Here is a 23,307-nt window from a genome sequence, read left to right on the forward strand (position 1 = left end):
ACGCTAGAGAGAACGCGGCGGCGCGGTCAAGCCGTGTCGCGGTCTCACGCGGATGCGGCCGCGACGCGGGTGTAGCGGGCAAGGAGCCGTGCGGTTTCCGGGGCGCCGTCAAGGCGGATCGCGGCACGGTCGGGCATAGGCGCTTCAATCGCGCGGTCGATGGCAGCCGCGATCCCGCCCGGCGTTTCGTCGGTGTGGGCGACGGCTTCGGCGAGCCCGTGGCGTCCCATCAGCGTGGCGCGAGTGATCTGCTCGGTCTCGATGCCGTCCGACAAGGGCACCACCACCGCACGGCAGCCGGCGGCGTAGATGTCGGCCACGGTGTTGTAGCCGACCCGCGAGATCGACAGCCTGGCGGCGGCGAGAAGGGCGGGCAGGTCGGGCACGAAGGACAGGAATTCGAGCCTGCCGGAGGCGAGCGCGCTCAATTCCTCCTTCTGGGCCTCGCTGGTCCTCAGGCCGGTGATTACCGTCCACTTCTCGTCGCGCAGGCTGCAGAGCGGCTTGGCCTGCAGCGCGGTTTTAAGAAGGGTGTGGCCGAGTGCGCCTCCGCCGACCGAAACCACCACGCCGGCGCGCTCGGACGCGGGCGGCGGTTCGGGCGCGACGAGGCCCGTATAGGCGATCTTGTCGGCGATCTCGCCGGTCAGGCGGAACGTATCGTCGAGACGCGTGAAGGCCGGGTTGCCGTGAACCAGGACGTGGTCGAAATAGGACTGGATGATCTCGACCACTTCGTGGTCGCGTTCCGGCTTCTTGGTGTTTGCCTGCAGAATATCGCGGATCGAGGCGACAATCAGCGGCCGCGGCCTGCGCGCCTGCGCGGCCTCCATCAGCGGCAACAGTTCGAAGCGCATCTGTCGCCGTCCGAACGGAAACGCCTCGGTGAGCACGATGTCCGGCTGGGCGCGCTCGAACAGATCGAGCAGGATCTTACGCCGATTGTCCTTCCAGGCGTCGTCGACCGGCGTGCCGTCCGGCAGTTCCAGCTTGTTGAAGACCGCCTCGCCGGCACGCACCGGCGGCAGAAAATGGGTCCGCGTCGCGCCGCTGTCGAAATCGGGGATGGGCACGCCGCCGAAGACGAGATCGACCTCGAAGCCGGCCGCGACCAGGGCGCGCACGATGCGCGCCGCCCGGAAGACATGGCCGACGCCCATCAGGTGCTGGACGTAGAAAAAGACCTTTTGGGTCACGAGGCTATTTTCTCCGCGGACGGCTTGGACGGGACGACGCCGGAGGCCACGAAACGCGCGATCAGGCGGCCGATCGCCCCGCGATGGTCGAACGCCGTGTGCACGCGGGTCTGGGCCGCCTCGCCGATGCGTCGGCGCAGGCCCGGATCGCGAACGAGGTTTTCGATCGTCGCGGCGAGCGCGGCCGGGTCGTCGGGGGCGACGAGAAAGCCGGTTTCGCCGTCGAGAATCAGTTCGGGAATGCCTGAGACGGGTGTCGAAATGCAGACCAGTCCCTGGCTCTGCGCCTCCACCAGCACGTTGGGCAGCCCGTCGCGGTCGCCGTTCGGCGCGATCCGACAGGGCAGGACGAACAGGTCGGCCTTGCGGTACTCGGCCAGCACCTCGCGCTGCGGCATCGAGCCGTGCAGGCTAACTCGCCCGGCGAGCCCGAGTTCTGTCACCTGCGCCTTCAGCGCCTCGCTCAATTCGCCGCCGCCAATATGGGTCCAGCGCCAGTCGATCTCGGCAGGCAGCCGGGCGAGCGCCGCGGCGAGCGTATCGAGCCCCTTTTTGGTCACGGCACGGCCGACGGACAGGATGCGCGCGGGGTCTCGCGGGTTGCCGCCGTCGCGGGCGTAGGAGGGCGCCGGTGGCGGTGAAAAGCGCGACAGATCGATGCCGTGATAGACGAGGCTGACCTTGTCGGGATCGTCGGCGAGATTTTTCAGATGCAGCGCGCCGCCCGCCGTGCAGGTGACGGTCCAGTCGCCGGCGGCGAGCTTTTCGCTGACCTCCCAGTCCGGCGAGGTCCAGATATCCTTGGCGTGAGCCGATGCGCTCCAGCGCATGTGTTGCATCTCGGCGGCATAACGCGCGACCGAGGAGGGGGTATGCAGGAAATGGCTGTAGATCCAGGTCGCGCCTTGCGGGAATTCGGCGGCAAAGACCAGTGCCTGGCCGAAACGGCGAATACGGTTGGCGCTTGGGTCGCGGCGCAGGTCGCGCAGCCAATTGTTGCGTGCCAGCCGATAACCGGGCAGGCGGCGGGCCTTTCGCCAGGCCGAAAACACGCGGCCGGGCTCGTGATGCAGATATTCGGGCAGATAAAGCGTCGGCGCCCGGATCTCGTCGTTGATCGGGTGGGTCTTGCTGTCGGTCGGGTGGCGCAACGATACCAGCGTGAGGCCAAAGCCGGCCCGCTCGAGTTCGAGCAGTTCCTGCGCCACGAATGTCTCCGACAAGCGCGGATAGCACTTCAAGACGACGGCGATATGTGAATTCATAGGCTGGCGGCCCTGAGCGTGGCCGCCACGGTCGCCGCGTCGGTTCGGTGATCGAGCAGGATTTCCGACAGCGCGCAGATGCGATTGAGACCGTCCATGTCCGGGCGGGCGACCGCCGTGGATGGCGGCGCGCGCTCCAGCAACCGGTTGATCGCGGCCAGAAAGCGGTGCGGGTTCTTGGCGCTTTCGATGTCGAGCACGTCGACCCAGCCGAATTCCTCGGCGCGATGGGCGCGGATCGACTGTTCGCGGCGCGGCGCGGTACGCGGGATGAATAGCGCCGGCTTGTCGAAGGACATAACCTCGCAGAACGTATTGTAGCCGCACATGCCGATCACCGCGCGCGCATTGGCCACGATCACTTCGAGATTGGCGTCGAAGTCGACGAGCCGCACATTCGCCACGCCCGAGGCGCGCGCCATGATCTCGAAGCGCTGTCCGTCGGTCATGAAGGGTCCGAGCACGAACAGGAAGGACAGATGGTCGCAAAGGCCCTGCTTGATGACATTGAGCGCGGCGGCCATCAACTCGTAACCGTCGCCACCGCCGCCGGCGGTCACCAGCACGTAGCCGCTGCCATAATCGTTTGGCGCGACGCCGGTCTCCGGCAGCGCCCGCGGCAGGAAGCCGGTATAGCGTGTACGCGAGAGCACGGCCTCGGGCAGGTCGATGCCGGCGAGCGGATTATAGAAACTGCCCGGTCCGTAGATCCAGATCTCGTCGTAGAGGGTTTCGAGGTGATCGAGGATATGCTTGCGGGCCCATTCCTCGCGCAGAAGCTCCGGTGCGTCGAGGACGTCGCGCAGGCCCAGCACCGTCGTGGCGCCGCGTTCCTTGAGCCGCTGCAAGGCGGGCAGCATTTCGCGCGCCAGACCGAGCGGTTCCTTGTCGACGATCACAAGTTGCGGGTCGATCCGGTCGGCCGCCTCGTCGATCAGCGCTTCGCGCCGGCTGATGGTGTCGTCGAAGGTGGAGGTAGTGCTGCCGGAGACATAGGAGCCGTCCGACAGCTTGTGCGCGGCCGGAATCTGGACATAGTCGACCCGGTCCTCGAATGGATACGCGGAGACCACCGGCGAGCCTGAAATGATCGACACTTCGACATTGGGGAAATGGGAAACCAGCGCATGCGCGATGGTGCGACTGCGGCGCAAATGCCCCAGGCCGAAGGTGTCATGGCTGTACATGAGCACTTTGAACTTGTCGAACGGGTCCATGCACAGCCCGGAAGGTTCGGCACCAACGATTAGCTGGTGATAGGCGATATCACTCTCAAGCGCAATGAAACGCTCGCGCGTTCGGCCAAACAGACCCTTTTCCCGCTGCCGCGGAAGCTTCGATCCGACCTGGTTCCTGCGCCAAGTGACCATTCACAGCCGCCGTTTCAAGGCTTGGCATCGAGGTTTTTTGTCCGATTGGTCAAATCGGCGCGTTTCGGGCTCATGGCTCGTCGGGGGTCGGCTGTTGCTGGCGCGGCTGGTCGATCGCGTCCTGCGCGGCGCCGGTGACCGCGTCGGTCTCTTCCTTCGACAGGGGGCGGTCGGACAGCACCTCCACCTTGACGTTGCGTTGGGCGAAGTTGATGCCGTTGGCCTCGAACGTGTCGCGCAGTTTCTGGTAGGCGTCGCGACGGATCACCCATTGCGCGCCGGGTTTGGCCATGAACTTGACGCCGACGACCATGTTGAACTCTTCCATGCGGCGCACGCCCTGGGATTTCAGCGGCTCGATCAGATAGTGGCCGTAATTCTCGTCGGCCTGGAGCTCGGCGCCGACCTTCTTGACCAGCTTCTTGACCAGTCTGAGGTCGGTGTCGAAGGGAACCCTGAACTCCAGCTTCATGATCACCCAATCGCGGCTGTAATTGGTCAGCGATTTCAGTTCGCCAAACGGAATCGTATGTACGGCGCCGCGGTGGTGGCGCACGCGCATCGAGCGCAACGACATCGATTCGACCGTGCCGCGCAGGTCGCCGATCTCGACATACTCGCCGACCCGGAAGGCATCGTCGATCAGGAAGAAGATGCCCGACACGATGTCGCGCACCAGCGATTGCGCGCCGAAGCCGATCGCGACGCCGAGAATGCCGGCCCCGGCGATCAGCGGCGCGATATTGACGCCGAGCGAGGATAGCGCCGTCAGGCCGACGAGCGCGATAAGGGCGACCAGAAGAATGTTGCGCGTCAAAGGCAAGAGCGTGGCCATGCGTGCTTCGGGACCCGGCGGCTCGCCGGGCGGCGGGGCGACGTAGCCGGCCATGCGGCGGTCGATCGCGGTCTTGGCCCAGCCCCAGACCAGATCGGCGATCAGCGCGGCGGCGGCGATGTCGATGGCGATTTTGACCAGACGCCCGGCGAAGCGCGGCGAGTCCGACAGGGCGGCGATATTGGTGTTCCAGGCGGCAGCCAGCACCAGCAGCGCCATGCCTGCGAGGGCAAACCGGGCGATGCGGTGGATCAGCGGCCTGTAGATAACGTAGCGTTCGTCTTCGGCCTGGGCCGGGTCGCGCGCGTCCGAGGGGTCGTCTGCGACCGTGCCGTCGGCGGGTTCTGCCTGCCTTGCGTCGTCGGACCCGGCGGCATCGGCCTGCTGCGCGACGGGTGCGTCTTCTCTTGCGCTCTGTTCGGCGCGGTCGACGAAATGGTCGGCCATTACCCGCATCAGCCGAGCCGCCGGCACGAACATGCCGAGCACGAGCACGGTCCACATCAACTCGTTCGCGTCGAACACCCACAACAGATAGGCGGTAAGGACAATGACGGTCATCACCGTCGGCTGGACACGCAGGCGGGCCGTTTCGAAACGCCGCGTGGTCCCTGCTTGCGGCGCGCGGTCGCGAGCGAGTCCGCGCGACAGCGTCCAAATCATGGCGATTACCGCCGCCGTGGCGATGGCGCCGAGCACGACGGCGACGGCGAGCGCGGCATTGACGGCCTGCGGCGAGCCGGAGGGGCCCTGCGCCAGGAAGGCGAACGTGTCGGACAGCATCATCGCGCTGGCGTAGACGCCCGCCACAACGAGATGCCAGCGATGAACGCGCGCCGCCATCGGCGTTTCGAGCGGAACGAGCCGCAATTGGGCGTTGCGCGGCGCGACGACAAAGCGCGACAGCATGGCAAGCGCCCGGATGCCGATCACCGTCAAAAGCACGCTGACGACGACCCGTTCCAGAAAGGTCGGCCAGGCAAAGCTCAGGAAGGCGCCGATGCTGCCGAGCGCGAACAGCAGCAGACCGCTCGCCTGAAGCAGCAGACGGGCCGCCGCGCCACGCAGGCGCTGGGCAAGGGTGAGCGGCGGGGTGTGTTCGATCCGCAGCAGAACCGGGTGGAAATATTGCCAGAACAGCCATTCCAGCCCGCCACCGATGAACAGGAAAATGATGACATAGGTCAGGCTGCGCAGCGCCGCGCCGCGCTCGAGCTGCGCGCGCCAGGCCTCGGCGAGCACATCGGGAAGAAAGGGAAAATTGGACCAGGCCTCGCCCAGTTCGGCGATCCGCCGACGGGCCGCCTTCAGCCGGTCCTCGATCTCGGCGCGCAACGACCGGTTCGCCGTCTCCGGCTGCGGCAGATCGGCAAGGCGGTTCTTGAGCCATACGACGACGCGCGGGTCGCCGAGAATGCGCAGCAATTCCTGGACATCGTTGGCGGAGGGGTCTCCGACGGCCTCGTCTTGGGCCTGGGTCTGCGCGGCCGGCTGAGCGACCTGGCCCGCCGCCGGCGCCATGCAAGCGAACCACATCAGCAAGGCGGCGAGGGCACGAGCCGAGCGCATCATCATGCCGTGCTCGGCTCGCCGTGGTGCGGTCCGTCCGCCGCCTCTGCGTCGTGGTCATGCATGTCGCGCGGCCGCAGGAACGGCGACAACACCCGCTCGACCGTCATATCGCCGGCCGGAGGCTTAAGCTGGCAGGCAAGCCGGACGTCCGGCGGCGCGGCCAGCCTTGCAAGCGTTTTTTCCTCCGCCTCTGTGCGTTCGGGCAGTTTTTCCGTCGTGGCAAGCACGCGCACGCGACATGTTCCGCAACGCCCGCGACCGCGGCACAGATTGGCCATCGGCGTATGGTTCAACCGGGCGATTTCGAGCAGGTTCAGGCTGGTGGAGCCGGTCATGACCGGCCCGCCGGCAAGGGTGACGCGCGCGCGACCGTGGCTGCCGGCGACGCGGAACTGGCGGGCGGCGAAAACGGCGGCGAGCAGGATCAGATAGAGGATAAAGACGGTCCAGTTGATCCGCTTCAGCAGGGCCAGGATCTCGTCGAACGGAAGGGTCAGCACCGGGGCCTCGAGCGGGGGTACGGCACCCGGAAACGCGGCGGGATTGTCAAAATAGGCGATTGCCTGGTTGCCCGCCTCCACGAAACCGAGCAGGCCCAGCACCGGAACGGCGACGGCGAGCGGATAGAGGAAACCGCCGATGCGCGGCCACCAGGGCTGGATGCGTGCCCAGGTATAGACGCCGACGCAGCCGTGAACCCACAGAAAGGCGAGAAGCAGGACCTGCCGCAGGCCTTCCTGGGGCTGGTCGATCCAGAAATAGGGGATCAGCAGGGCGAAGCTCGGCACGACGCCGAAGCGGGCGGCGACGACCGTGCCGACGACGTGCGGGGTCAGAAGCGGCACGATGGCGAGGCTCGCCAGAAGCTGGACGCTGTCGGACGGGGACAGGCGAAGCGTATTGCGCTGATAGATCGCGACCAGGCCCAACACGGCATGCGCGATCATGGACGAAGCCAGGACGGTCGTGCCGAGCGGGTTCGTCCACAAACCCATGAGGACCGGTCTGGCCCGGTCCATCAGGGCGATCGAATGCAGGCCGAGCGCCACGTTGAGGAGATGGATCGTCACAAAGACGAACAAGACCAGGCCGGAAATGATCCTGATGCGGCGTGCCATCGTTCCCCCTCGCGTCCGCGCGGCGTTCACCTTGCCGCAAATAACGGCAGCATAGCAACAGGCGCGGGCAATGGACGCGACGGACCTATCCTGCCCGCAGGGACAGGATAGGTCCGTCGACGCGAGGGATCAGAAAATCGAACCGACCGTCTTGGTTTTCTGCACCGTCTCTTCCCATTCCACTTCGGGTCTGGAATCGCCGACAATGCCGCCGCCGACATAGAGGTAGGCGGTATCGCCGATGATCTGGGCGGTACGCAGATTGACGTAGAGATCGGTCGCGCCGTCCAGGCCGACGGGGCCGAGAAAGCCGGTATAATAACCGCGCTCGTACCCCTCGTTTTCGAGCAAGAAGCTATGGGCCGGCTCTTTGGGCATGCCGAGCACGGCCGAGGTCGGGTGCAGTTTCCGCAACAGCGTATCGAGGGCCGCGCGCGGATTGCGGGCAATGTCGGCCTCGAACTCTGAGCGCAGATGGACGAGATTGGCGGCACGCACGGTCCGGGGTCCGCGCTCGTCGAATTCGTGGATGCCGCCGGCCTCGAAGGCGCGGCGGATATAGCTGCCCACCAGCGCCTGTTCCTCGATGATCTTGTCCGGCCAGCAGACATCGCCGGCGGCGGTGTCCTCCTTGGCCCATTGCGTGCCGGCGAGCGCCACCGTGCTGACGCGGTTGTTACGGACCGAAAGCAGGGATTCGGGCGTGCCGACCAGCCAGGCGCCTTCACCGGGCAGGTGAACCAGCGCCACGAACGCCTCAGGCAGCTTGGCGGCGAGCGCTTCCAGAAGGGCGAGCAGGTCGTGGTCGGCGGCAAGCGGGCGCGCTTCGGCGCGCGAGGTCACGACCTTGCGGAAGGCGCCGTCGCCGATCGCCGCGGTCGCGCGGGCGACGAGATCGCGATAGGCGGCCTCTCCGGTCTGCTGCGGGCGTTCGGCGCCGGCGCCGGCCCGGAGCAAGGGTTGCGCGGCCGCGCTTTCGGCCGCAGCCCGGGCGATCCTGTCCTGCGCGTCGTCGAGAGGCTCCGACGCATAGGTCTCGCCGCTCCGGTAGCGCAACGCAGAGCCTTGCACGACGATGTCGGCGACGATGGCATCGCTGATATTGGCGTCCGGGCTGTCGAACCGGTTGAGGGCAAAGAAGGGCTGGGCGGTGCCGGCCCCGAAGACCGCGCGCCTGGCCGTGGCGCCGCAGGATATCACCGCCTCGAAATCTGTGCCGCCGGGGCGGCGCCATACGGCGAAGGGCATGGAATATGCGGCCGCCGCGCGCAGCGCGGCACCGATATTACCGGGCAATCTCATGTCACACTCCACAATCGTCGCGCCGCCACCGGGGCGGACAGCGCGCCGATTGATGATCGGCTTCGGCCGGAGTGACCAGAAAGAATTGCGGTCGATTTCATAGCAAAAAGCTATGGCTTGCGAACCGGCGGCCGGCGCACGGGCCGGTTCGGGGCGGGATCAGAGCAGGTCGAGTTCGCGCGCGGCGCGAATCAGGCAGGTGCGCATCATATTGAGCACGCGCGGCGAGCCATGGTCCTTGTGATGATGCAACAAAACCGGCAGGCGCGGCGTGCCGGCGAGCGGAACGACCTTTATGTCGGTCTGGCGCACACCCTTGCTGGTCAACTCGTCGACGACCGCGATGCCGAAGCCCTCATAGATCAGATTGATCGCGCTTTCGGCGAAACGGGTCTCGATGGCGATGTTGGGCTGGACGGCCAGCGTCTCGAACGTGTCCCTGAGCATCTTGCCGTGCGGCGTGTTTGGATGAAAGAAGATCAACGGCTCGGACGCGATGTCGGCCAGCGACAGGGAGGCGTGTTGCGACAGCGGGTGGTCAATCGGAACCAGGCAGACCAGCGCGATCTCGGCGATTTGCTGCGAAACCAGGAAGGCGTCCTTGACCGGGAAGATCGTGACCGCGCAATCGCCTTCGGCCAACAGGAGATAATCCTTGATCTGCTTGAGCGACAGCGTGTCCATGCGCAGGCTGACGCCCGGATTGGCCTCGGCCAGGAAGCGCAGCGCGCGCGGGGCCAGAGCCTGGGAAACGCTCGGCGAGACGCCGAGGCGGAACTTGACGTGACGCCCGCCCGCGATCTCCTTCACCGTCAGCGACAATTGCTCCATGCTGACGATTGAGGGCTGGACGACCTCGAAAATCTGCTGGGCGACGCGGGTCGGGGTGAGCCGGCCGCCGCCGCGCTCGAACAACTCCACGCCCAGCACATCCTCCAGCCGCTTGATCGTGTTGGTCACGGTCGGCTGGGCGATGCTCATCTGCTGCGCGGCGGCGCTGATCGAGCCGCATACCATGACGGAGCGGAATATTTCGAGCTGGCGGAATGAAAGCATTGGGCCATTATAGGGGTGGGCTGGTACTATTCCAACGGGCTATGGCGGACACGCAATCGCTTTGTTGCGCCGGGTTCAACGCGCGGCCAGAAGGGGCATTAAAGCCACCGAGGGGCAGGTGATGGCCAAGCCAGAGATGTTCGCGCCGGGAGCCGGGGCGCTGCTGACGATGATGATCGGCTCGCCGATCGCCCATGCGCATCTGCCGGCGGTGTTCAACCGCCGCTTCCTGCGGGCCCGCCTCGACGCGCTGATGGCGCCGGTCGATCTCGCCGCCGAAGCGCTGCCGGCTTTCTTCCTGTCGATGAGGGGCTGGGCGAACTGCCGCGGCGCGGTTGTGACGGCGCCGCACAAGCAGGCCTGCCTGACGCATGTCGACCGCGCGAGCCTGGAAGCGGGGCTGCTCGGCGCCGTCAATGTGGTGACGCGACACGATGACGGAACGCTGGAAGGCGACAATGTCGACGGCGCCGGATTTCTGCGCGCGGCACGGGCAGGCGGATTCGATCCGGACGGGGCAAGCGCGCTCGTTTTCGGCTGCGGCGGGGCCGGGTCCGCGATCGCGCTCGCCCTCGCCCGTGCCGGCCTCGATCGGGTGAGGCTGGTCGATACCGACACGGCGCGGGCTGCCGCGCTCGCCCGTTTGATCGAGGCCAATAGCGCCACGCGCGCCGAGACCGGGCCGCCCGACATGCTCGCGCCCTATAATCTGGTCGTGAATGCGACGGCGATCGGTTATGATGGACAACAAACCGTGTTCCCGCTCGACACCGTCGCCGCGGGAAGCCTGGTCGCGGATGTCTTGGCGCGGCCGGAAAAAACTGCCTGGCTGCGCGAGGCGGAGGGGCGAGGGTGTACGATCCAGGACGGGGCCGCGATGGCGGAGGCCCAGTTCGGCCTGATCGCCCGCCGTTTCGGTCTGTTTGGCGACAAGGAAGAGCCTGTATAGCTTGAGGCTATCGCAAGGCCATCGATCTTGTCTTTCCAACGGGGTTCGATTGCAACAGTCATGCCGCAGTGAAATTGCCGATCTCGTTGAAACGTTAAGGGAGGTATCCATGACCCAAGAGAAAACATCCGGCTTCTGGCGACGCTTTACGCTGGCCGCCGTTCTGGCGACCGCCACCGTCGGCGCCGTCTCCTCGATCGCCTCGGCGGCCGACAAGGTGGTGATCGGCGCGTTGCGGTTCACCTCGCACGCCGCCGGGTTCATCGCGTATGAGAAGGGTTATTTCAAGGACGAGGGTATTGACGCCGAGTTCTCCTTCTTCCAGGCGGCGCAGCCGATCGCCGTGGCAACCGCGTCGGGCGACGTCGATTTCGGCATCGCCGGCGTGACCGGCGGGTTCATGAATCTCGCCGACAAGGGTGCCGTGCGCCTGGTCGCGGGCGTGTTGCATGAAAAGAAGGGCGTCGACGGCATGATGATCCTGGCGTCCAACCAGGCCTATGAGGCCGGGCTCGATGCGGTCGACAAGCTGCCCGGCCATTCGCTGGCCATGACCCAGGTCGGATCGACCTTCCATTATATGACTGCCCGCATCGCGGAGAAGGTCGGCTTTTCGCTCGACGAGATGAAGCTGGTGCCGCTGCAGAAGGTCGGCTCGATGATCGGCGCTCTCAAGAGCGGCCAGGTCGACAGCATGATCATGGTGCCGCACATCGCCAAGGGCATCGTGGGGGCGGGTGACGCCAAGCAGCTCGGCTGGCTCTACGACTACGCGGAGTACCAGATTTCGGGCCTGTTCACCTCGACCAAGAACATCGAGGAACGCCGGGAGATGGTCGAGCGGTTCGTGCGCGCCTACGCCAAGGGCATCGCCGACTTCAATCGCGTGATGCTGGCCGCCGATGCCGATCCGGCCGAGCGCGACGAAATGGTCAAGATCATCCACAAATATGTCTACAACGAGCGCCCTTACGAGGACGCCGCGCCGCTGATCATCTCCGGCGCGATGAATCTCAACGATGCCGGCGCGCTCGACATCACCGATGTCGAGAAGCAGATGAAGTGGTTCCAGGACGCCGGTCTCGTGCCGACCAGCCTGACGCTCGACAAGCTGGCCGACACCTCGTTCGTCGAAACCTACTGACGGGCTGGCCGCGGGAAAAGGGCTGACTGCCGTGGATCTGGAAATCAGAAACCTGTCGCATCACTACGACAAGCTTGAGGTCCTGCGGGACATCAACATCACCATTCCGAGCGGACAGGTGGTGTGCGTGGTGGGGCCGTCGGGCTGCGGCAAGTCCACCCTCATCCGGCTGATCGGCGGGCTCGAACAGCCCGCCGAGGGCGAGATCAATCAGATCGGCGAGCCGCCGCAGGGCTCGCTCAATCCGTTGACCTACATCTTCCAGGATTTCGCGCTGCTGCCGTGGCGTACCGTCGAGGGCAACATCTCGCTGGTGCTGGAAGGCCATCCGATCAGCCGGGAGGAGGTGGCGTCGCGGATCGCCAACGTGCTCGATCGCACCCGGCTATCCGACTTCGCCCATGTCTACCCCAAGCAGCTCTCGGGCGGCATGAAGCAGCGGGTGGCGATCGCGCGGGCGCTGGCGGTCAATCCGGCGGTGTTGTTGATGGACGAGCCGCTTTCGGCGCTCGACAGCCAGACGCGCGAATTGTTGATGGACGACCTGGTGTCGTTGTGGGAACGCGAGAGATTCACCGCGTGCTACATCACCCACAACCTCAACGAGGCCGTGCGCCTTGGCCATCGCGTCGTTGTCCTGTCGCGGCGGCCGGGTGAAATCCGCGAGACCGTCGATATCGACATCCCGTTGTCCGAACGCAAGGTCGACAGCCCGGAACTTGCCAGGACGCAGACCAAGCTTTGGGAAATGATGCGCGAGGAGGCGCTGACGGCGGACCGACAACTCGCCGATGCGTGACCGATCATGACAGATTCCGTTTCCGGGACCGCAGGGGCCCCGATCACCGATGACGCGCCGGCCACAGAGGCAGGCGGCCGGCGTTCCGTGCCGTTTCGCGGCGGCGGCTTCGCGCCCAAGCCGGTGTGGTATGTGGCGCCGCTGATGTTCGTGGCCCTGGTGTTGTTGTGGGAGTTCGGCTCCAGCAATGGCTATATCTCGCCGCTGGTTCTGCCGGCGCCGACCGAGGTTCTCGGCGCTTTCAGCGACCTGGTGCGCAGCGGCATGCTTGCCAAGCATTTGCAGGCCTCGCTCACGCGTCTTGTCATCGGCTTTGCCTGCGGCGCGACGCTGGGGGTGCTGGTCGGGGTCGCGATCGGGCTTTATTCGATCCCGCGTTCGGCCTTCAAACCGCTGGTCGCGGCGATATTTCCGATCCCCAAGATCGCGCTTTTGCCGCTGTTCATCATCTGGTTCGGTATCGGCGAGGGCTCCAAGGTCGCCACCATCCTGTTCGGTTCGTTCTTTCCGATGGTGATCGCTACCTACGGCGGCATCGACGCCGTCGACCGCAACCTGATCCGCATGGGTCAGAGCTTCAATCTCAGCCGCGTGGCGATCGTGCGCAACATCATCCTGCCGAGCGCGCTGCCGGCGATACTGAACGGCATGCGCATCGCCGCTTCGATCTCCATCATCCTTTTGGTGGCGGCGGAAATGATCGGTGCGGAATACGGTATCGGCGCCTATGTGCTGCTCGCCGGCAATCTGATGGCGACCGACCAGCTCATCGCGGGCGTGGCGACACTGTCGATCCTGGGGCTGATCGTGAGCTGGCTGATCTCGCTCGCGGAACGTTATTTCCTGCGCTGGCGGGCTTGAACGCCGGCGCATGAGGCTGCCGGCGCGGTGCCGCCGGGGGCCGTCTCACATCACAACGCAGGGACGCTCCGCGCCGGCTGGCGGCGTGGAGACGGGTCTTTGCGGGCGAACGCGACACGAAGGAGCATGCGATCATGACCAGGCGCCCCGAAGCAGATTATGACGTGATCGTGATTGGCGGTGGTGCGGGCGGCGTCGGTGCCGCGCTCGGTGCTGCCAAGGCGGGCGCGAAAGTGTGCCTGGTGGAAAAATACGGCTTTCTCGGCGGCGCGGCGACCAATGCGCAGGTTCTCGCCTATTGCGGGTTCTTCCAGCAGGGCGGCGAGCCCCGACAGGCGGTGGCGGGCGCCGGCGAGCAGGTGCTGGAAGCGCTGCGCGGGCTCGGCGTGAAGGCCCAGCCCTATCATTCCGAAACCACCGGCAACTGGATCGTGCTGCTCGATCCGGAACGGCTCAAGGTGGCGCTCGACCGGCTGTGCGCGGCGCACGGCGTCGACGTGATGCTGCACACCAGGCTGGCCGCGGTGGCGCGAACCGGCAATCGTCTCGAGGCGGCGACGCTGGCGGGCATGGACGGGCGCAGCCGGATTGCGGGCGAGGCCTTCGTCGATGCCAGTGGAGACGCCAATCTGGCGCTTGTCGCCGGGCTCGACTTTCGCGTCGGCGATGAGGAACGGCGGCTGCAGGCGGCGACCATGCCGGTGCGCATTGGCGGTCTCGACCCTGATCTGAAGATCGATCGCAACGCGATCAAGGCGGCCGTCGATACCTATAACGAACGCGCCGAATTCAAGATCAACCGCAGCGACGGCGGCATCTACACGCGGGTACCGGGCAGCAGCGATTTCTGGTGGCTGGTGATCGACCGCGAAATGGCCGATCTCGGCTCGCGTACCTTCACCCGTGCCGAGCAGAGCGGCCGCGAAATGGCGCTGTTGCTGGTCGACGTGCTGCGCGAGAAGGTGCCCGGCTTCGAGCGGGCCTGGCTCGCCCAGACCGGGCCGCAGATCGGGGTGCGCGAAAGCCGGCATCCGGCCGCGCGCTACGAGATCACCTATGACGACGTCGTCGGCGGGCGCCAGCGCGAGGACGGGGTGGCGCGGGCGGCCTGGCCGATCGAATTGCACAAGGAGGCGGGCAAGCCGTTTTACCAGAGCATCGGCGCCGACGGCTTTTTTCACGTGCCGCTCGATGCGGTGACCGCGCGCGGGCTAGACAATCTGTGGTATGCGGGCCGCGTGGTCGGCGCCGACAGTCTCGCTTACGGATCGATCCGGGTGATGGGCACGGCGTTTGCCACCGGTGAGGCGGCGGGCACGGCTGCGGCGCTTGCCGCAGAAGCCGGCAAGGCGCCGGATGCCGCGACCGTGCGGGCCAGGCTGATCGAAAACGGGGCGATGATCTGACCGCGATAGTGTTGCGGCCAAAGCGTATGCTTCAATCGTCGCCTGTGCGGGTCGCGTCGGCGTGGGCGCTGTCGCGCAGTCGCAAAAAACTCATCGAGATATGCGCGCGGCGGATATGACCGACGACCTCCAGGTCGCCGATCTCCACGGCTGCGACGATGTCGGCCATCTCGCGGTGAAAGATGGTGATCTCGGCATTCAGCACCGCCTGGTAGCTTTCCAGCCGTGAGGCGGTCTTCAGCCAGATGCGTGTCGTCTGGTAATAAAGAAGCTCGCTGATGGCGCGCAACGGTTCGTTCGCGGTTAGCGAATTCAGCAGGTGGAAGAAATCCATGTTGATCTCGGCGAACTTGCGCGCGTCCGGCGTCGCCACCAGGGTTTCGCATCGCGCCAGCAGTGTCTGGAAGGCGGCGATCTTTTGTGCGTCCGGCCGGACGGGGCTCAGCTTGCCGATCAGTTCGGCGAGTTCGACACGCAACTGATAGACCTGTTCGAGCGCGTCGATATCGATATCGGTGACGATGGTGCCGACGCCGTGGACGGAGCGCACCAGGCCCTCGTCCTCGAGCCGGGCCAGGACCCGACGGATCGGGGTGCGGCTGACGTCGAACTCGTCGGCCAGCGTTTCCTCGCGCAGCCGTTCGCCCGGCGCGTAGTCGAGCAGGCAGATCCGCTTGCGCAGCACCGCATAGATACGCTCGATGCGTTCGCGCGACCCTCCGGACTGGATCGCGCCGTCGGCGGCGGGCAGTCTGCCCAGGGTCGGGATGGCGGTCATCGGCTCATCTTCCGCCGCAATCGCTCCAGCATGCCCAGGCAGGCGTCGAGCTGGTCGAGGGCGACGAACTCGTCCGGCTTGTGGGCCTGATCGATCGATCCCGGGCCGCAGATCACCGACGAGATGCCGGCGCTTTGAAACAGGCCCGCCTCGGTGCCGAACGGTACGACGCCGGCATGCGTCTCGCCGGTGAGTTCACAGACGATGCGGCGCGCCTCGGAGTCCGGCACCGCGCGCAGGCCCTCGACCTCGCCGATTACATGAGTGACGATCTCGGCATCGGCCGAGACGGCGCGCATGGCCGGCCGCAGCACCTGGTCGACATAGGCGCCGAGATCGGCCTTCACGAAATCCGCGTCCTCGGTGCTGACCGGGCGCATTTCCCATTCCACGGCGCATTGGCCGGCGATGATGTTACGGGCCGCACCGCCGGCGATGCGGCCTACCTGGACGGTCGTCCAGGGCGGTTCGAACCGGCTTTCTTCCGGCGCTCGGCCTTTCAGTTGTTCGCCCAGATCGAGCAGGCGGGCGATGTAGCGGGCGGCGTATTCGACGGCGTTGACGCCGCGTTCGGGCGCCGAGCCGTGGCCTTCGAGACCGGTGAATTCGGTCGTGTATTCGTAACAACCCTTGTGGCCTTCGATCACACCCATCCCGGTTGGTTCGCCGATGATGGCCACGGCGGGCCGCAGGCCGGCCTCGACCAGTTCGCGCACCAGCGCGCGGGCGCCGAAGCAGCCGATCTCCTCGTCATAGGTGAAGGCGAAATGGACCGGGCGGGCGAGGTCGGTTTCGGCGAAGGCTGGGGCCATGGCGAGCGCGCAGGCGATGAACCCCTTCATGTCGCAGGTGCCACGGCCATAGAGACGGCCGGCACGCTCATCGAGCACGAAGGGATCGCTCGACCAGTCCTGGCCCTCGACCGGAACGACGTCGGTGTGGCCTGAAAGCACGATGCCGCCATCGCCGGGCGGACCGAGCGTGGCGAACAGATTCGCCTTGCCTCCGGTTTCGTCGCGCATGATCGACATGCTCGCCCCGGCACTGCTCAACAGGTCGGCGGCGAAGGTGATCAGGTCGAGATTGCTATCCGCCGAGACGGTGGGGAAGCCGACCAGATCGGCCAGGATCGCGCAGGTGCGATCGAGATCGGCCATGGCGGTCAGTCCTTGACGAAGAGCTTGCGCGGCCGGTCGCACAGGCATTCGGCCGGCCCGCCGTCGCGAATCAGGATGCTTTCGGTGATCTCCAGGCCCCAGTCGCTCATCCACAGCCCCGGCATGAAGTGAAAGGTCATGCCGGCCTCGAGCACGGTTTCGTCCTCGTGGCGGAAGGAGATAGTGCGCTCGCCCCAGTCGGGCGGATAGGAAAGCCCGATCGGATAGCCGCAACGGCCTTCCTTCTTGATGCCGGCGCGTTCGAGCGACCCGAACAGGGCACGGGCGACGTCGCCGGCCAGATTGCCTGGCCGGGCCGCCTCCAGGCCGGCCTCGAGCCCTTCGACCAGCGCCTTTTCGGCGTCCAACATTTCCTGCGGCGGCTTGCCGAGGAAGACCGTGCGGCAGAACGGGGCGTGATAGCGCCGGTAGCAGCCGGCGATTTCGAAAAAGGTCGCCTCGCCGGATGCGAAAGGCCGCCCATCCCAGGTCAGGTGCGGCGCGGTGGCGTCGGCGCCGCTCGGCAGCAGCGGCACGATGGCGGCATAGTCGCCCCAGGCCTCGCCGGTGCCGCGGATCGCGTCGGCATAGATCTCGGCGACGAGTTCGTTCTTGGGCAATCCCGGCTCGACCCGGGCCAGGATACCGTCAACGATCTTTTCGGAGATCGCTGCGGCGCGGCGCATGAAAACGATCTCCTCAGACGATTTGACCGCGCGCTGCCAGTTGACCAGCGCGGTCGCGTCGACAAAGGTGGCGTTCGGCAGGTTCGTCGTCAGCACGAGATGCGCCTTGGCCGAGTAATAATAGTTCTCCAGTTCGACACCGATGCGCTTGTTGGCGTAGCCGCGCGCCCGCAATTGCTCGGCCAGATCCTCCATCGGGTGATAGCGCGTCGACTGGATGTAGCGGTCGGCATAACCGGCCACATCGCGATCCTCCATCCAGACCGTGCGCAGCGCGCCGTTGGCGTCTTGGACGCGGCCCCACCACAGCGGGTCGGCATCGTGGAACACGACCACGCCCTGATGCACATAGAACGACCAGCCCTCATAGCCGGTGAGCCAGGCCATGTTGGACGGATCCTCGACGAAAAGCACGTCGATGTCGGCCTTGGCCATCGCCGCGCGCACCTTGGTCAGGCGGCGCTGATATTCGGTTTTGGTGAATGGTAATTCGGCGGCCGGCATGGTTCCTCCCTCGGCGACGGAAGCGAACGCCGCCAGCTCTGAGACGATAATGTGTACATCTATTCGTATGCAAGGCGAAAAACGTACAAAATACCGATGTTCGAAGCGAAAGACCGTTGACATCTTCGGCATCTGCGTGATGTTGTACACAACAATAAAATCGATAATGGGTGAACCTCACAAGGGGAGAATTGCTATGAGACGTGCAATCCTGAAAGGCGCTCTCGCGCTCGGTGTCGCGGCGCTGACGGTGGGCTCGTGGGCCGGGTCGGCATCGGCGGGCGACCTGCTCGACAAGATCAAGGCGGGCGAGACGATTCGTGTCGGCTTCTCGAACGAAGTTCCCTGGGCCTATCCGGGCGATAACAACCAGCCGCTTGGCTTCGTCAACGCGATCACCATCGACATTCTGAAGAAGATGGGCACGACCAAGATCGAGCCGGTGGTGACCGAGTGGGGCTCCCTGATTCCGGGCCTTCAGGCCGGCCGTTTCGACATCATCACCGGCGGCATGTATATCCTGCCGGAGCGTTGCCGCAATGCGCTGTTCACCGAACCGCTCGGCACCTTCGCCGACGCGCTTCTCGTGCCGAAAGGCAATCCCGACGACCTGCATTCCTTCGACGACGTGCGCGACAAGGAACTGATGTTCGTCACCGGCGCCGGCTACAATACGGTCAAGAACGCCAAGAAGGTCGGCATCACCGACGACAAGATCATGCAGGTTGCCGGCCCGGCCGAGATCCTGCAGGCGGTCAAGGCCGGACGGGCAGCCGCCGGCAGCGGCACCTATTTCACCATGAAGGAATTCGCCGACAAGGACGAGGCGGTCGAACTCGCCGATCCGTTCACTCCGCCGGTGATCGACGGCTATCCCGGCCTTGCCTTCCTGCCTACCCAACAGGAAGAGGTCGATGCCTTCAATGCCGCGCTCAAGGACTATATCGGGTCCGACGAGATGATGAAGGCGGTCGAGCCTTACGGCTATTCCAAGGCCAATCTGCCTGACGGCACCCCGACGGCGGAACTCTGCAAGGGCTGACGCGACAGGTCCGCCGCGTCGTATCGGACTTGAACCCGAGGCGTCTTCCGGCCCCGAGCCGGGAGACGCGAGGTGGGGATCGGCCATATGAACGAGTTCGCCCTCGGCTTCAGCGTCGCCGCCCTGTTCAAGGGTGTGGTCGTCACGCTCCTCGTCACAACCGGCGCCTCGCTGGTGGCCGTCGCGCTCGGGCTGGCCGTCGGACTGGTTCGCGTGTCGACGCTGGCGCCGCTGCGCTGGCTGGCCGTGGCCTATATCGAGTTCTTCCGGGGGACCTCGATGCTGGTGCAGCTTTACTGGTGGTTCTTCGTCCTGCCGATCTTCGGCCTGTCACTGTCGCCGTGGACCGTCGCGATCGTCGGTGTCGGGATGAATGTTTCGGGATACGGGGCGGAACTGGTGCGCGCGGCGATCCAGAGCGTCGACCGCGGCCAGTACGAAGCCTCGACGGCGCTCAACTTTCCGCGGCTAACCATGATGCGGCGCATTATCGTGCCACAGGCGATCCGCGGCATGCTGCCGCCCTGGGGCAACCTTCTGATTGAATTGCTCAAGGGTACGTCGCTGATTTTCTTCATCACCATCACCGAGTTGACGACGGCCTCGAAGCTCGCCGCAGACGCCACCGGCAACTATTTGCTGTTTTTCGCCATCGCGCTGTTCGGTTACTACGTGATTGCGCGGGCGATGATTACGCCGCTGGTGCGCTGGCTGGAGCGCCGCTTCTCGCGCGGCTTCATCCGGGAGGCGGTGGCGTGAGCATCTGGGACTGGGACTATGTCTGGGAGGCGATGCCCTATCTCTATCAGGGCGCGATCGTCACCGTTCAGGCGACCTTCCTCGGTTTCGCAATCGCGCTGGTGCTCGGGCTGGTGTTCGCCCTCGTTCGACAGTCGCAAAACCGCATCATTTCCGGGGTGATGGCCGAGATCGTCGAATTCATCCGCTCGACCCCTCTGCTTTTGCAGATATTCTTCGTCTATTTCGTCGGGCCGCAATTCGGCATCGTCATTCCGGCTTGGACGGCCGGCATCGGCGTGTTGGGTATCCACTACGCCGCCTATTGCTCGGAATGCTACCGGGCCGGCATCGAGAATGTCGACGGCGGCCAATGGGAGGCCTGCACCGCGCTCAACCTGTCGATGGCGCGGGCCTGGCGGGTGATCATCCTGCCGCAGGCGATCCCGCCGATCGTGCCCAGCCTCGGCAATTATTTCATCGGCATGTTCAAGGACACACCGATCCTGGCGGCGATCGCGATCCTGGAAATGTTGCAGCGCGCCAAGAATTTCGGCGCCGAGAATTATCGCTATATCGAGGCGATCACGATGGCGGGCGCGCTTTACCTGCTGTTCAGCCTGGTCGCCTCGGTGATCGTCCAGATGATCAGCCTGTGGCTCAATCGCCGCTACCATCTGCAGTAGGAACTCCGTCATGAGCGACCCGATGGTCCGTTTCGAAAACGTCACCAAGAGCTATGGCGCTCTCACGGTGCTCGACCAGCTCAATCTCGACATCGAGCGCAACGAGAAGGTGTCGATCATCGGGCCGTCCGGCTCCGGCAAAACCACCGTGCTGAGGATGCTGATGACGCTCGAGCGCATCAATGACGGCGTGATCTGGGTCGACGGCGAACCGCTGACCCATATGGACAGGAACGGCACCATGGTGAAGGCCAGCGAGCGCCATCTGCGGCGCGTACGCGGCAAGATCGGCATGGTGTTCCAGCACTTCAACCTGTTCCCGCATATGACCGCGCTGCAGAACTGCATCGAGGCGCCGGTTTCGGTACTCGGCCTTTCCAGGGCCGAAGCCGAGGCGCGGGCCGCCGAACTGCTCGACATGGTCGGCCTCGGCGACAAGAAAGGGCATTTCCCGATCCAGATGTCGGGCGGCCAGAAGCAGCGCGTGGCGATCGCCCGGGCGCTGGCGATGCGGCCGAAGGTGATGCTGTTCGACGAGGTGACCTCTGCGCTCGACCCAGAGCTGGTCGGCGAGGTGCTCAACGTCATCCGGCAACTGGGCGCCGAGCACGATCTCACCATGCTGATGGTTACTCACCAGATGGGCTTCGCCAAGGAGTTCTCCGACCGGGTCTGCTTCTTCTACGGCGGCAAGATCGCCGAGCAGGGGCCGCCCGACAAGCTGTTCAACGATCCCGACAACGACCGCACGCGCCAGTTTTTGAGCGCTGTGCTGGAGGCGGGGTAGGGGACGGGCGGCTATCCGGCAATCGCGTTCACCTCCCTTTTCGATCGTTGTTTCCATGATTTCCCTGTCCCTTTCCGATATTTTCGAGGCGCGGCGTAACATCGCCGGGACGGCGGGCGACACGCCGCTGGTGCCGTCGCCGCATCTGGGCGCGCTCGCCGGCGGCGAATTCCTGCTCAAGCTGGAAACGACGCAGCCGGTCGGCGCCTTCAAGCTGCGCGGCGCGGTCAACGCGGTCTTCAAGCTGGAGGACGCGACGCGCGGCGTAACCTGCTGTTCGACCGGCAATCACGGGCGCGGGGTGGCTTTCGCGGCGCGGGCGCGCGGCATCAGGGCAGTGATCTGCATGTCGTCGCTGGTGCCGCAGACCAAGATCGACGGCATCAAGGCGCTGGGCGCGGAGGTGCGCATCGTCGGCCGGAGCCAGGACGAGGCGCTGGCGGAAAGCCTGCGCCTGTGCGCGGACGAGGGACTGACGGAGATTTCGCCATTCGACGACCCGCACGTGATCGCCGGCCAGGGTACGATCGGGCTGGAGATTTTGGAGCGCCGGCCCGATATCGCGACGCTGCTTGTGCCCCTGTCGGGCGGCGGGCTTGCCGGCGGGGTGGCGCTGGCGGCCAAGACGATCAAGCCGTCCGTGCGGGTGGTGGGCATATCGATGGACCGGGGAGCCGCCATGCATGCCTCGCTGGCGGCGGGTCGTCCGGTCGAGGTCGAGGAAGTGGCGAGCCTGGCCGATTCGCTCGGCGGCGGCATCGGGCTCGACAACAAGCTGTCGTTCCGGCTTTGCCGCGATCATCTCGACGACGTGATCCTGGTGACGGAGGAGGAGATCTACCGCGCCTTGCAGACGCATTATTTCGAGGACCGGCTGGTGTGCGAGGGCGCGAGCGCGGTCGGCGCCGCCGCCCTCATCGCCGGCAGGCTGGGCGATCTCGCCGGCCCGGTCGCCACCATCATCACCGGCCGCAATGTCGATATGGCGGTGTTCAGCGCCATCATTGGCGGCGCGGATGTGACGCTTGGCGACTATCGCATCACGGGAGCGCCTTATGCCGCATGACATCACCATCCTGACCGAAAACGAGCTGCGCGCAGCGGTGCGGCTCGATCTCGCCGCCGTCGACACGGTCGAGCGGGCTTTCGCTGCGCTCGCCTCGGGCAAGGTGGTGATGCCGCCGGTTCTGTCGATGGCGATTCCCGACGCCAATGGCGAGGTCGACGTCAAGACCGCCTATATTCCGGGCTTCGAGAGTTTCGCGATCAAGGTCAGCCCCGGCTTCTTCGACAATCCGGCGCTCGGCCTGCCGAGCCTGAACGGGCTGATGGTGCTGTTTTCGGCGAAGACCGGGCTGGTCGAGGCTGTGCTTTTGGACAATGGTTATCTGACCGACGTGCGCACGGCCGCCGCCGGCGCGGTCGCGGCCCGGCATCTGGCGCCGGCGACGGTGACGACCGCCGGCGTCTACGGCGCCGGCGTCCAGGCGCGCCTTCAGATGCAGGCGGCTCATCTGGTGCGTCCGTTCCGGCGTGTGCTCGTGTGGGCGCGCAACGGCGCCAAGGCCGCGGCCTGTGCGGCCGACATTTCGGCCGCACTCGGCATCGAGGCCAGCGCCATCGCCGATCCGGCCGACTTGGCCGCGCAATCGCAGCTCGTGGTGACCACGACACCGGCCGAGGAGCCGATCTTCCTGGCCGACTGGCTGCATCCGGGCCTGCACGTGACGGCGATGGGCTCCGACCAGGGCGGCAAGAACGAGATCGAGCCGCGCGTGCTGGTCGAGGCCGGGCTCTACGTCGCCGATCGGGTGAGCCAGTGCGAGCGGCTTGGCGAGTTGCGCGCTGCGATCGCGGCCGGGCTGTGGGAGGGCGGTACGCCGCCGGAACTGGGCGACATCGTCACCGGCGCCAGGCCCGGACGGGCGAGCGAAGCGCAGGTGACGGTCTGCGACCTGACCGGCACCGGCGCGCAGGATACCGCGATCGCCAGCGTGGCGCTGGCGGCGGCGCGCGCCGGCGGCGCGGGCACGGTGATTTCGACCTGAATGGCGCG

The 23,307-nt window shown here is 65.8% G+C and carries 21 protein-coding genes; 11 read left to right on the forward strand and 10 right to left on the reverse strand.

Going from position 1 to position 23,307, the window contains the following annotated elements:
- Positions 1 to 44: 44 nt before the first annotated feature.
- The 7 genes from GN330_RS19020 to GN330_RS19050 all read right to left on the reverse strand — a co-directional run bounded on the left by GN330_RS19020 (position 45) and on the right by GN330_RS19050 (position 9,714).
- Positions 45 to 1,196 (reverse strand): glycosyltransferase, encoded by a 1,152-nt coding sequence (locus GN330_RS19020; RefSeq protein ID WP_156714421.1) that lies wholly within the window; start codon positions 1,194 to 1,196, stop codon positions 45 to 47.
- On the reverse strand, positions 1,193 to 2,461 hold the full coding sequence (locus GN330_RS19025) for a glycosyltransferase family 4 protein (RefSeq protein ID WP_156714422.1): 1,269 nt from the start codon (positions 2,459 to 2,461) through the stop codon (positions 1,193 to 1,195). The genes GN330_RS19020 and GN330_RS19025 overlap by 4 nt, the downstream gene beginning before the upstream one ends.
- Positions 2,458 to 3,678, reverse strand: a complete 1,221-nt coding sequence (locus GN330_RS19030) for a glycosyltransferase family protein (protein WP_156714423.1) — start codon at positions 3,676 to 3,678, stop codon at positions 2,458 to 2,460. The genes GN330_RS19025 and GN330_RS19030 overlap by 4 nt, the downstream gene beginning before the upstream one ends.
- Positions 3,679 to 3,901: 223 nt before the next feature.
- A complete protein-coding gene (locus GN330_RS19035) occupies positions 3,902 to 6,241 on the reverse strand; it encodes a mechanosensitive ion channel family protein (RefSeq protein WP_156714424.1) in 2,340 nt (779 codons plus the stop codon).
- Positions 6,238 to 7,356 (reverse strand): 2Fe-2S iron-sulfur cluster-binding protein, encoded by a 1,119-nt coding sequence (locus GN330_RS19040; RefSeq protein ID WP_156714425.1) that lies wholly within the window; start codon positions 7,354 to 7,356, stop codon positions 6,238 to 6,240. The genes GN330_RS19035 and GN330_RS19040 overlap by 4 nt, the downstream gene beginning before the upstream one ends.
- 129 nt (positions 7,357 to 7,485) lie before the next feature.
- Positions 7,486 to 8,658, reverse strand: coding sequence for a chorismate-binding protein (locus GN330_RS19045; RefSeq protein WP_156714426.1), 1,173 nt, complete (start codon positions 8,656 to 8,658; stop codon positions 7,486 to 7,488).
- 159 nt (positions 8,659 to 8,817) lie between these two features.
- On the reverse strand, positions 8,818 to 9,714 hold the full coding sequence (locus GN330_RS19050; RefSeq protein ID WP_156714427.1) for a LysR family transcriptional regulator: 897 nt from the start codon (positions 9,712 to 9,714) through the stop codon (positions 8,818 to 8,820).
- 121 nt (positions 9,715 to 9,835) lie between these two features.
- Between GN330_RS19050 and GN330_RS19055 the strand changes: the two genes are divergently transcribed.
- The 5 genes from GN330_RS19055 to GN330_RS19075 all read left to right on the forward strand — a co-directional run bounded on the left by GN330_RS19055 (position 9,836) and on the right by GN330_RS19075 (position 14,873).
- Positions 9,836 to 10,663 carry a shikimate dehydrogenase family protein gene (locus tag GN330_RS19055; protein WP_197435242.1) on the forward strand — a complete coding sequence of 276 codons (828 nt, stop codon included), beginning with the start codon at positions 9,836 to 9,838 and terminating at the stop codon, positions 10,661 to 10,663.
- Positions 10,664 to 10,772: 109 nt separating this feature from the next.
- A complete protein-coding gene (locus GN330_RS19060; protein ID WP_156714429.1) occupies positions 10,773 to 11,807 on the forward strand; it encodes an ABC transporter substrate-binding protein in 1,035 nt (344 codons plus the stop codon).
- A 31-nt stretch (positions 11,808 to 11,838) separates the two neighbouring features.
- Positions 11,839 to 12,606: an ABC transporter ATP-binding protein gene (locus GN330_RS19065; protein WP_343040927.1), complete on the forward strand. Its 768-nt coding sequence runs from the start codon at positions 11,839 to 11,841 to the stop codon at positions 12,604 to 12,606.
- A 6-nt stretch (positions 12,607 to 12,612) separates the two neighbouring features.
- Entirely contained in the window at positions 12,613 to 13,467 is an 855-nt protein-coding gene (locus GN330_RS19070) for an ABC transporter permease (protein ID WP_156714433.1), read from the forward strand.
- A gap of 134 nt (positions 13,468 to 13,601) precedes the next feature.
- Positions 13,602 to 14,873: an FAD-dependent oxidoreductase gene (locus GN330_RS19075; RefSeq protein ID WP_156714435.1), complete on the forward strand. Its 1,272-nt coding sequence runs from the start codon at positions 13,602 to 13,604 to the stop codon at positions 14,871 to 14,873.
- Positions 14,874 to 14,904: 31 nt separating this feature from the next.
- On the opposite strand, the gene GN330_RS19080 is transcribed toward GN330_RS19075, so the two are convergent.
- From GN330_RS19080 to doeA, 3 genes are read right to left on the reverse strand one after another with little or no spacing between them, the layout of a single operon-like run.
- Positions 14,905 to 15,651 (reverse strand): GntR family transcriptional regulator, encoded by a 747-nt coding sequence (locus GN330_RS19080; protein WP_156714437.1) that lies wholly within the window; start codon positions 15,649 to 15,651, stop codon positions 14,905 to 14,907.
- A complete protein-coding gene (gene argE, locus GN330_RS19085) occupies positions 15,648 to 16,808 on the reverse strand; it encodes an acetylornithine deacetylase (RefSeq protein WP_156714439.1) in 1,161 nt (386 codons plus the stop codon). The genes GN330_RS19080 and argE overlap by 4 nt, the downstream gene beginning before the upstream one ends.
- A 5-nt stretch (positions 16,809 to 16,813) precedes the next feature.
- A complete protein-coding gene (doeA, locus tag GN330_RS19090; RefSeq protein WP_156714441.1) occupies positions 16,814 to 17,998 on the reverse strand; it encodes an ectoine hydrolase DoeA in 1,185 nt (394 codons plus the stop codon).
- 196 nt (positions 17,999 to 18,194) lie between these two features.
- On the opposite strand from doeA, the gene ehuB reads away from it, so the two are divergent.
- The 6 genes from ehuB to GN330_RS19120 all read left to right on the forward strand — a co-directional run bounded on the left by ehuB (position 18,195) and on the right by GN330_RS19120 (position 23,299).
- Positions 18,195 to 19,040: an ectoine/hydroxyectoine ABC transporter substrate-binding protein EhuB gene (gene ehuB, locus GN330_RS19095; RefSeq protein WP_156714443.1), complete on the forward strand. Its 846-nt coding sequence runs from the start codon at positions 18,195 to 18,197 to the stop codon at positions 19,038 to 19,040.
- 87 nt (positions 19,041 to 19,127) lie between these two features.
- Positions 19,128 to 19,799 carry an ectoine/hydroxyectoine ABC transporter permease subunit EhuC gene (gene ehuC, locus GN330_RS19100; RefSeq protein WP_156714446.1) on the forward strand — a complete coding sequence of 224 codons (672 nt, stop codon included), beginning with the start codon at positions 19,128 to 19,130 and terminating at the stop codon, positions 19,797 to 19,799.
- Positions 19,796 to 20,464, forward strand: coding sequence for an ectoine/hydroxyectoine ABC transporter permease subunit EhuD (gene ehuD / locus GN330_RS19105; protein WP_343040929.1), 669 nt, complete (start codon positions 19,796 to 19,798; stop codon positions 20,462 to 20,464). The genes ehuC and ehuD overlap by 4 nt, the downstream gene beginning before the upstream one ends.
- A 10-nt stretch (positions 20,465 to 20,474) precedes the next feature.
- The gene (gene ehuA / locus GN330_RS19110; protein WP_281349460.1) at positions 20,475 to 21,251 is read left to right on the forward strand and encodes an ectoine/hydroxyectoine ABC transporter ATP-binding protein EhuA; all 777 of its coding nucleotides are present in this window, start codon (positions 20,475 to 20,477) and stop codon (positions 21,249 to 21,251) included.
- A 55-nt stretch (positions 21,252 to 21,306) separates the two neighbouring features.
- Positions 21,307 to 22,317 carry a hydroxyectoine utilization dehydratase EutB gene (gene eutB / locus GN330_RS19115; RefSeq protein ID WP_156714448.1) on the forward strand — a complete coding sequence of 337 codons (1,011 nt, stop codon included), beginning with the start codon at positions 21,307 to 21,309 and terminating at the stop codon, positions 22,315 to 22,317.
- Complete coding sequence (locus tag GN330_RS19120; protein WP_156714451.1) at positions 22,307 to 23,299, forward strand: cyclodeaminase; 993 nt, start codon at positions 22,307 to 22,309, stop codon at positions 23,297 to 23,299. The genes eutB and GN330_RS19120 overlap by 11 nt, the downstream gene beginning before the upstream one ends.
- The last annotated feature ends 8 nt before the right edge of the window (positions 23,300 to 23,307 follow it).

The organism is Nitratireductor arenosus (assembly GCF_009742725.1).
Classification (GTDB): domain Bacteria; phylum Pseudomonadota; class Alphaproteobacteria; order Rhizobiales; family Rhizobiaceae; genus Mangrovimarina; species Mangrovimarina arenosa.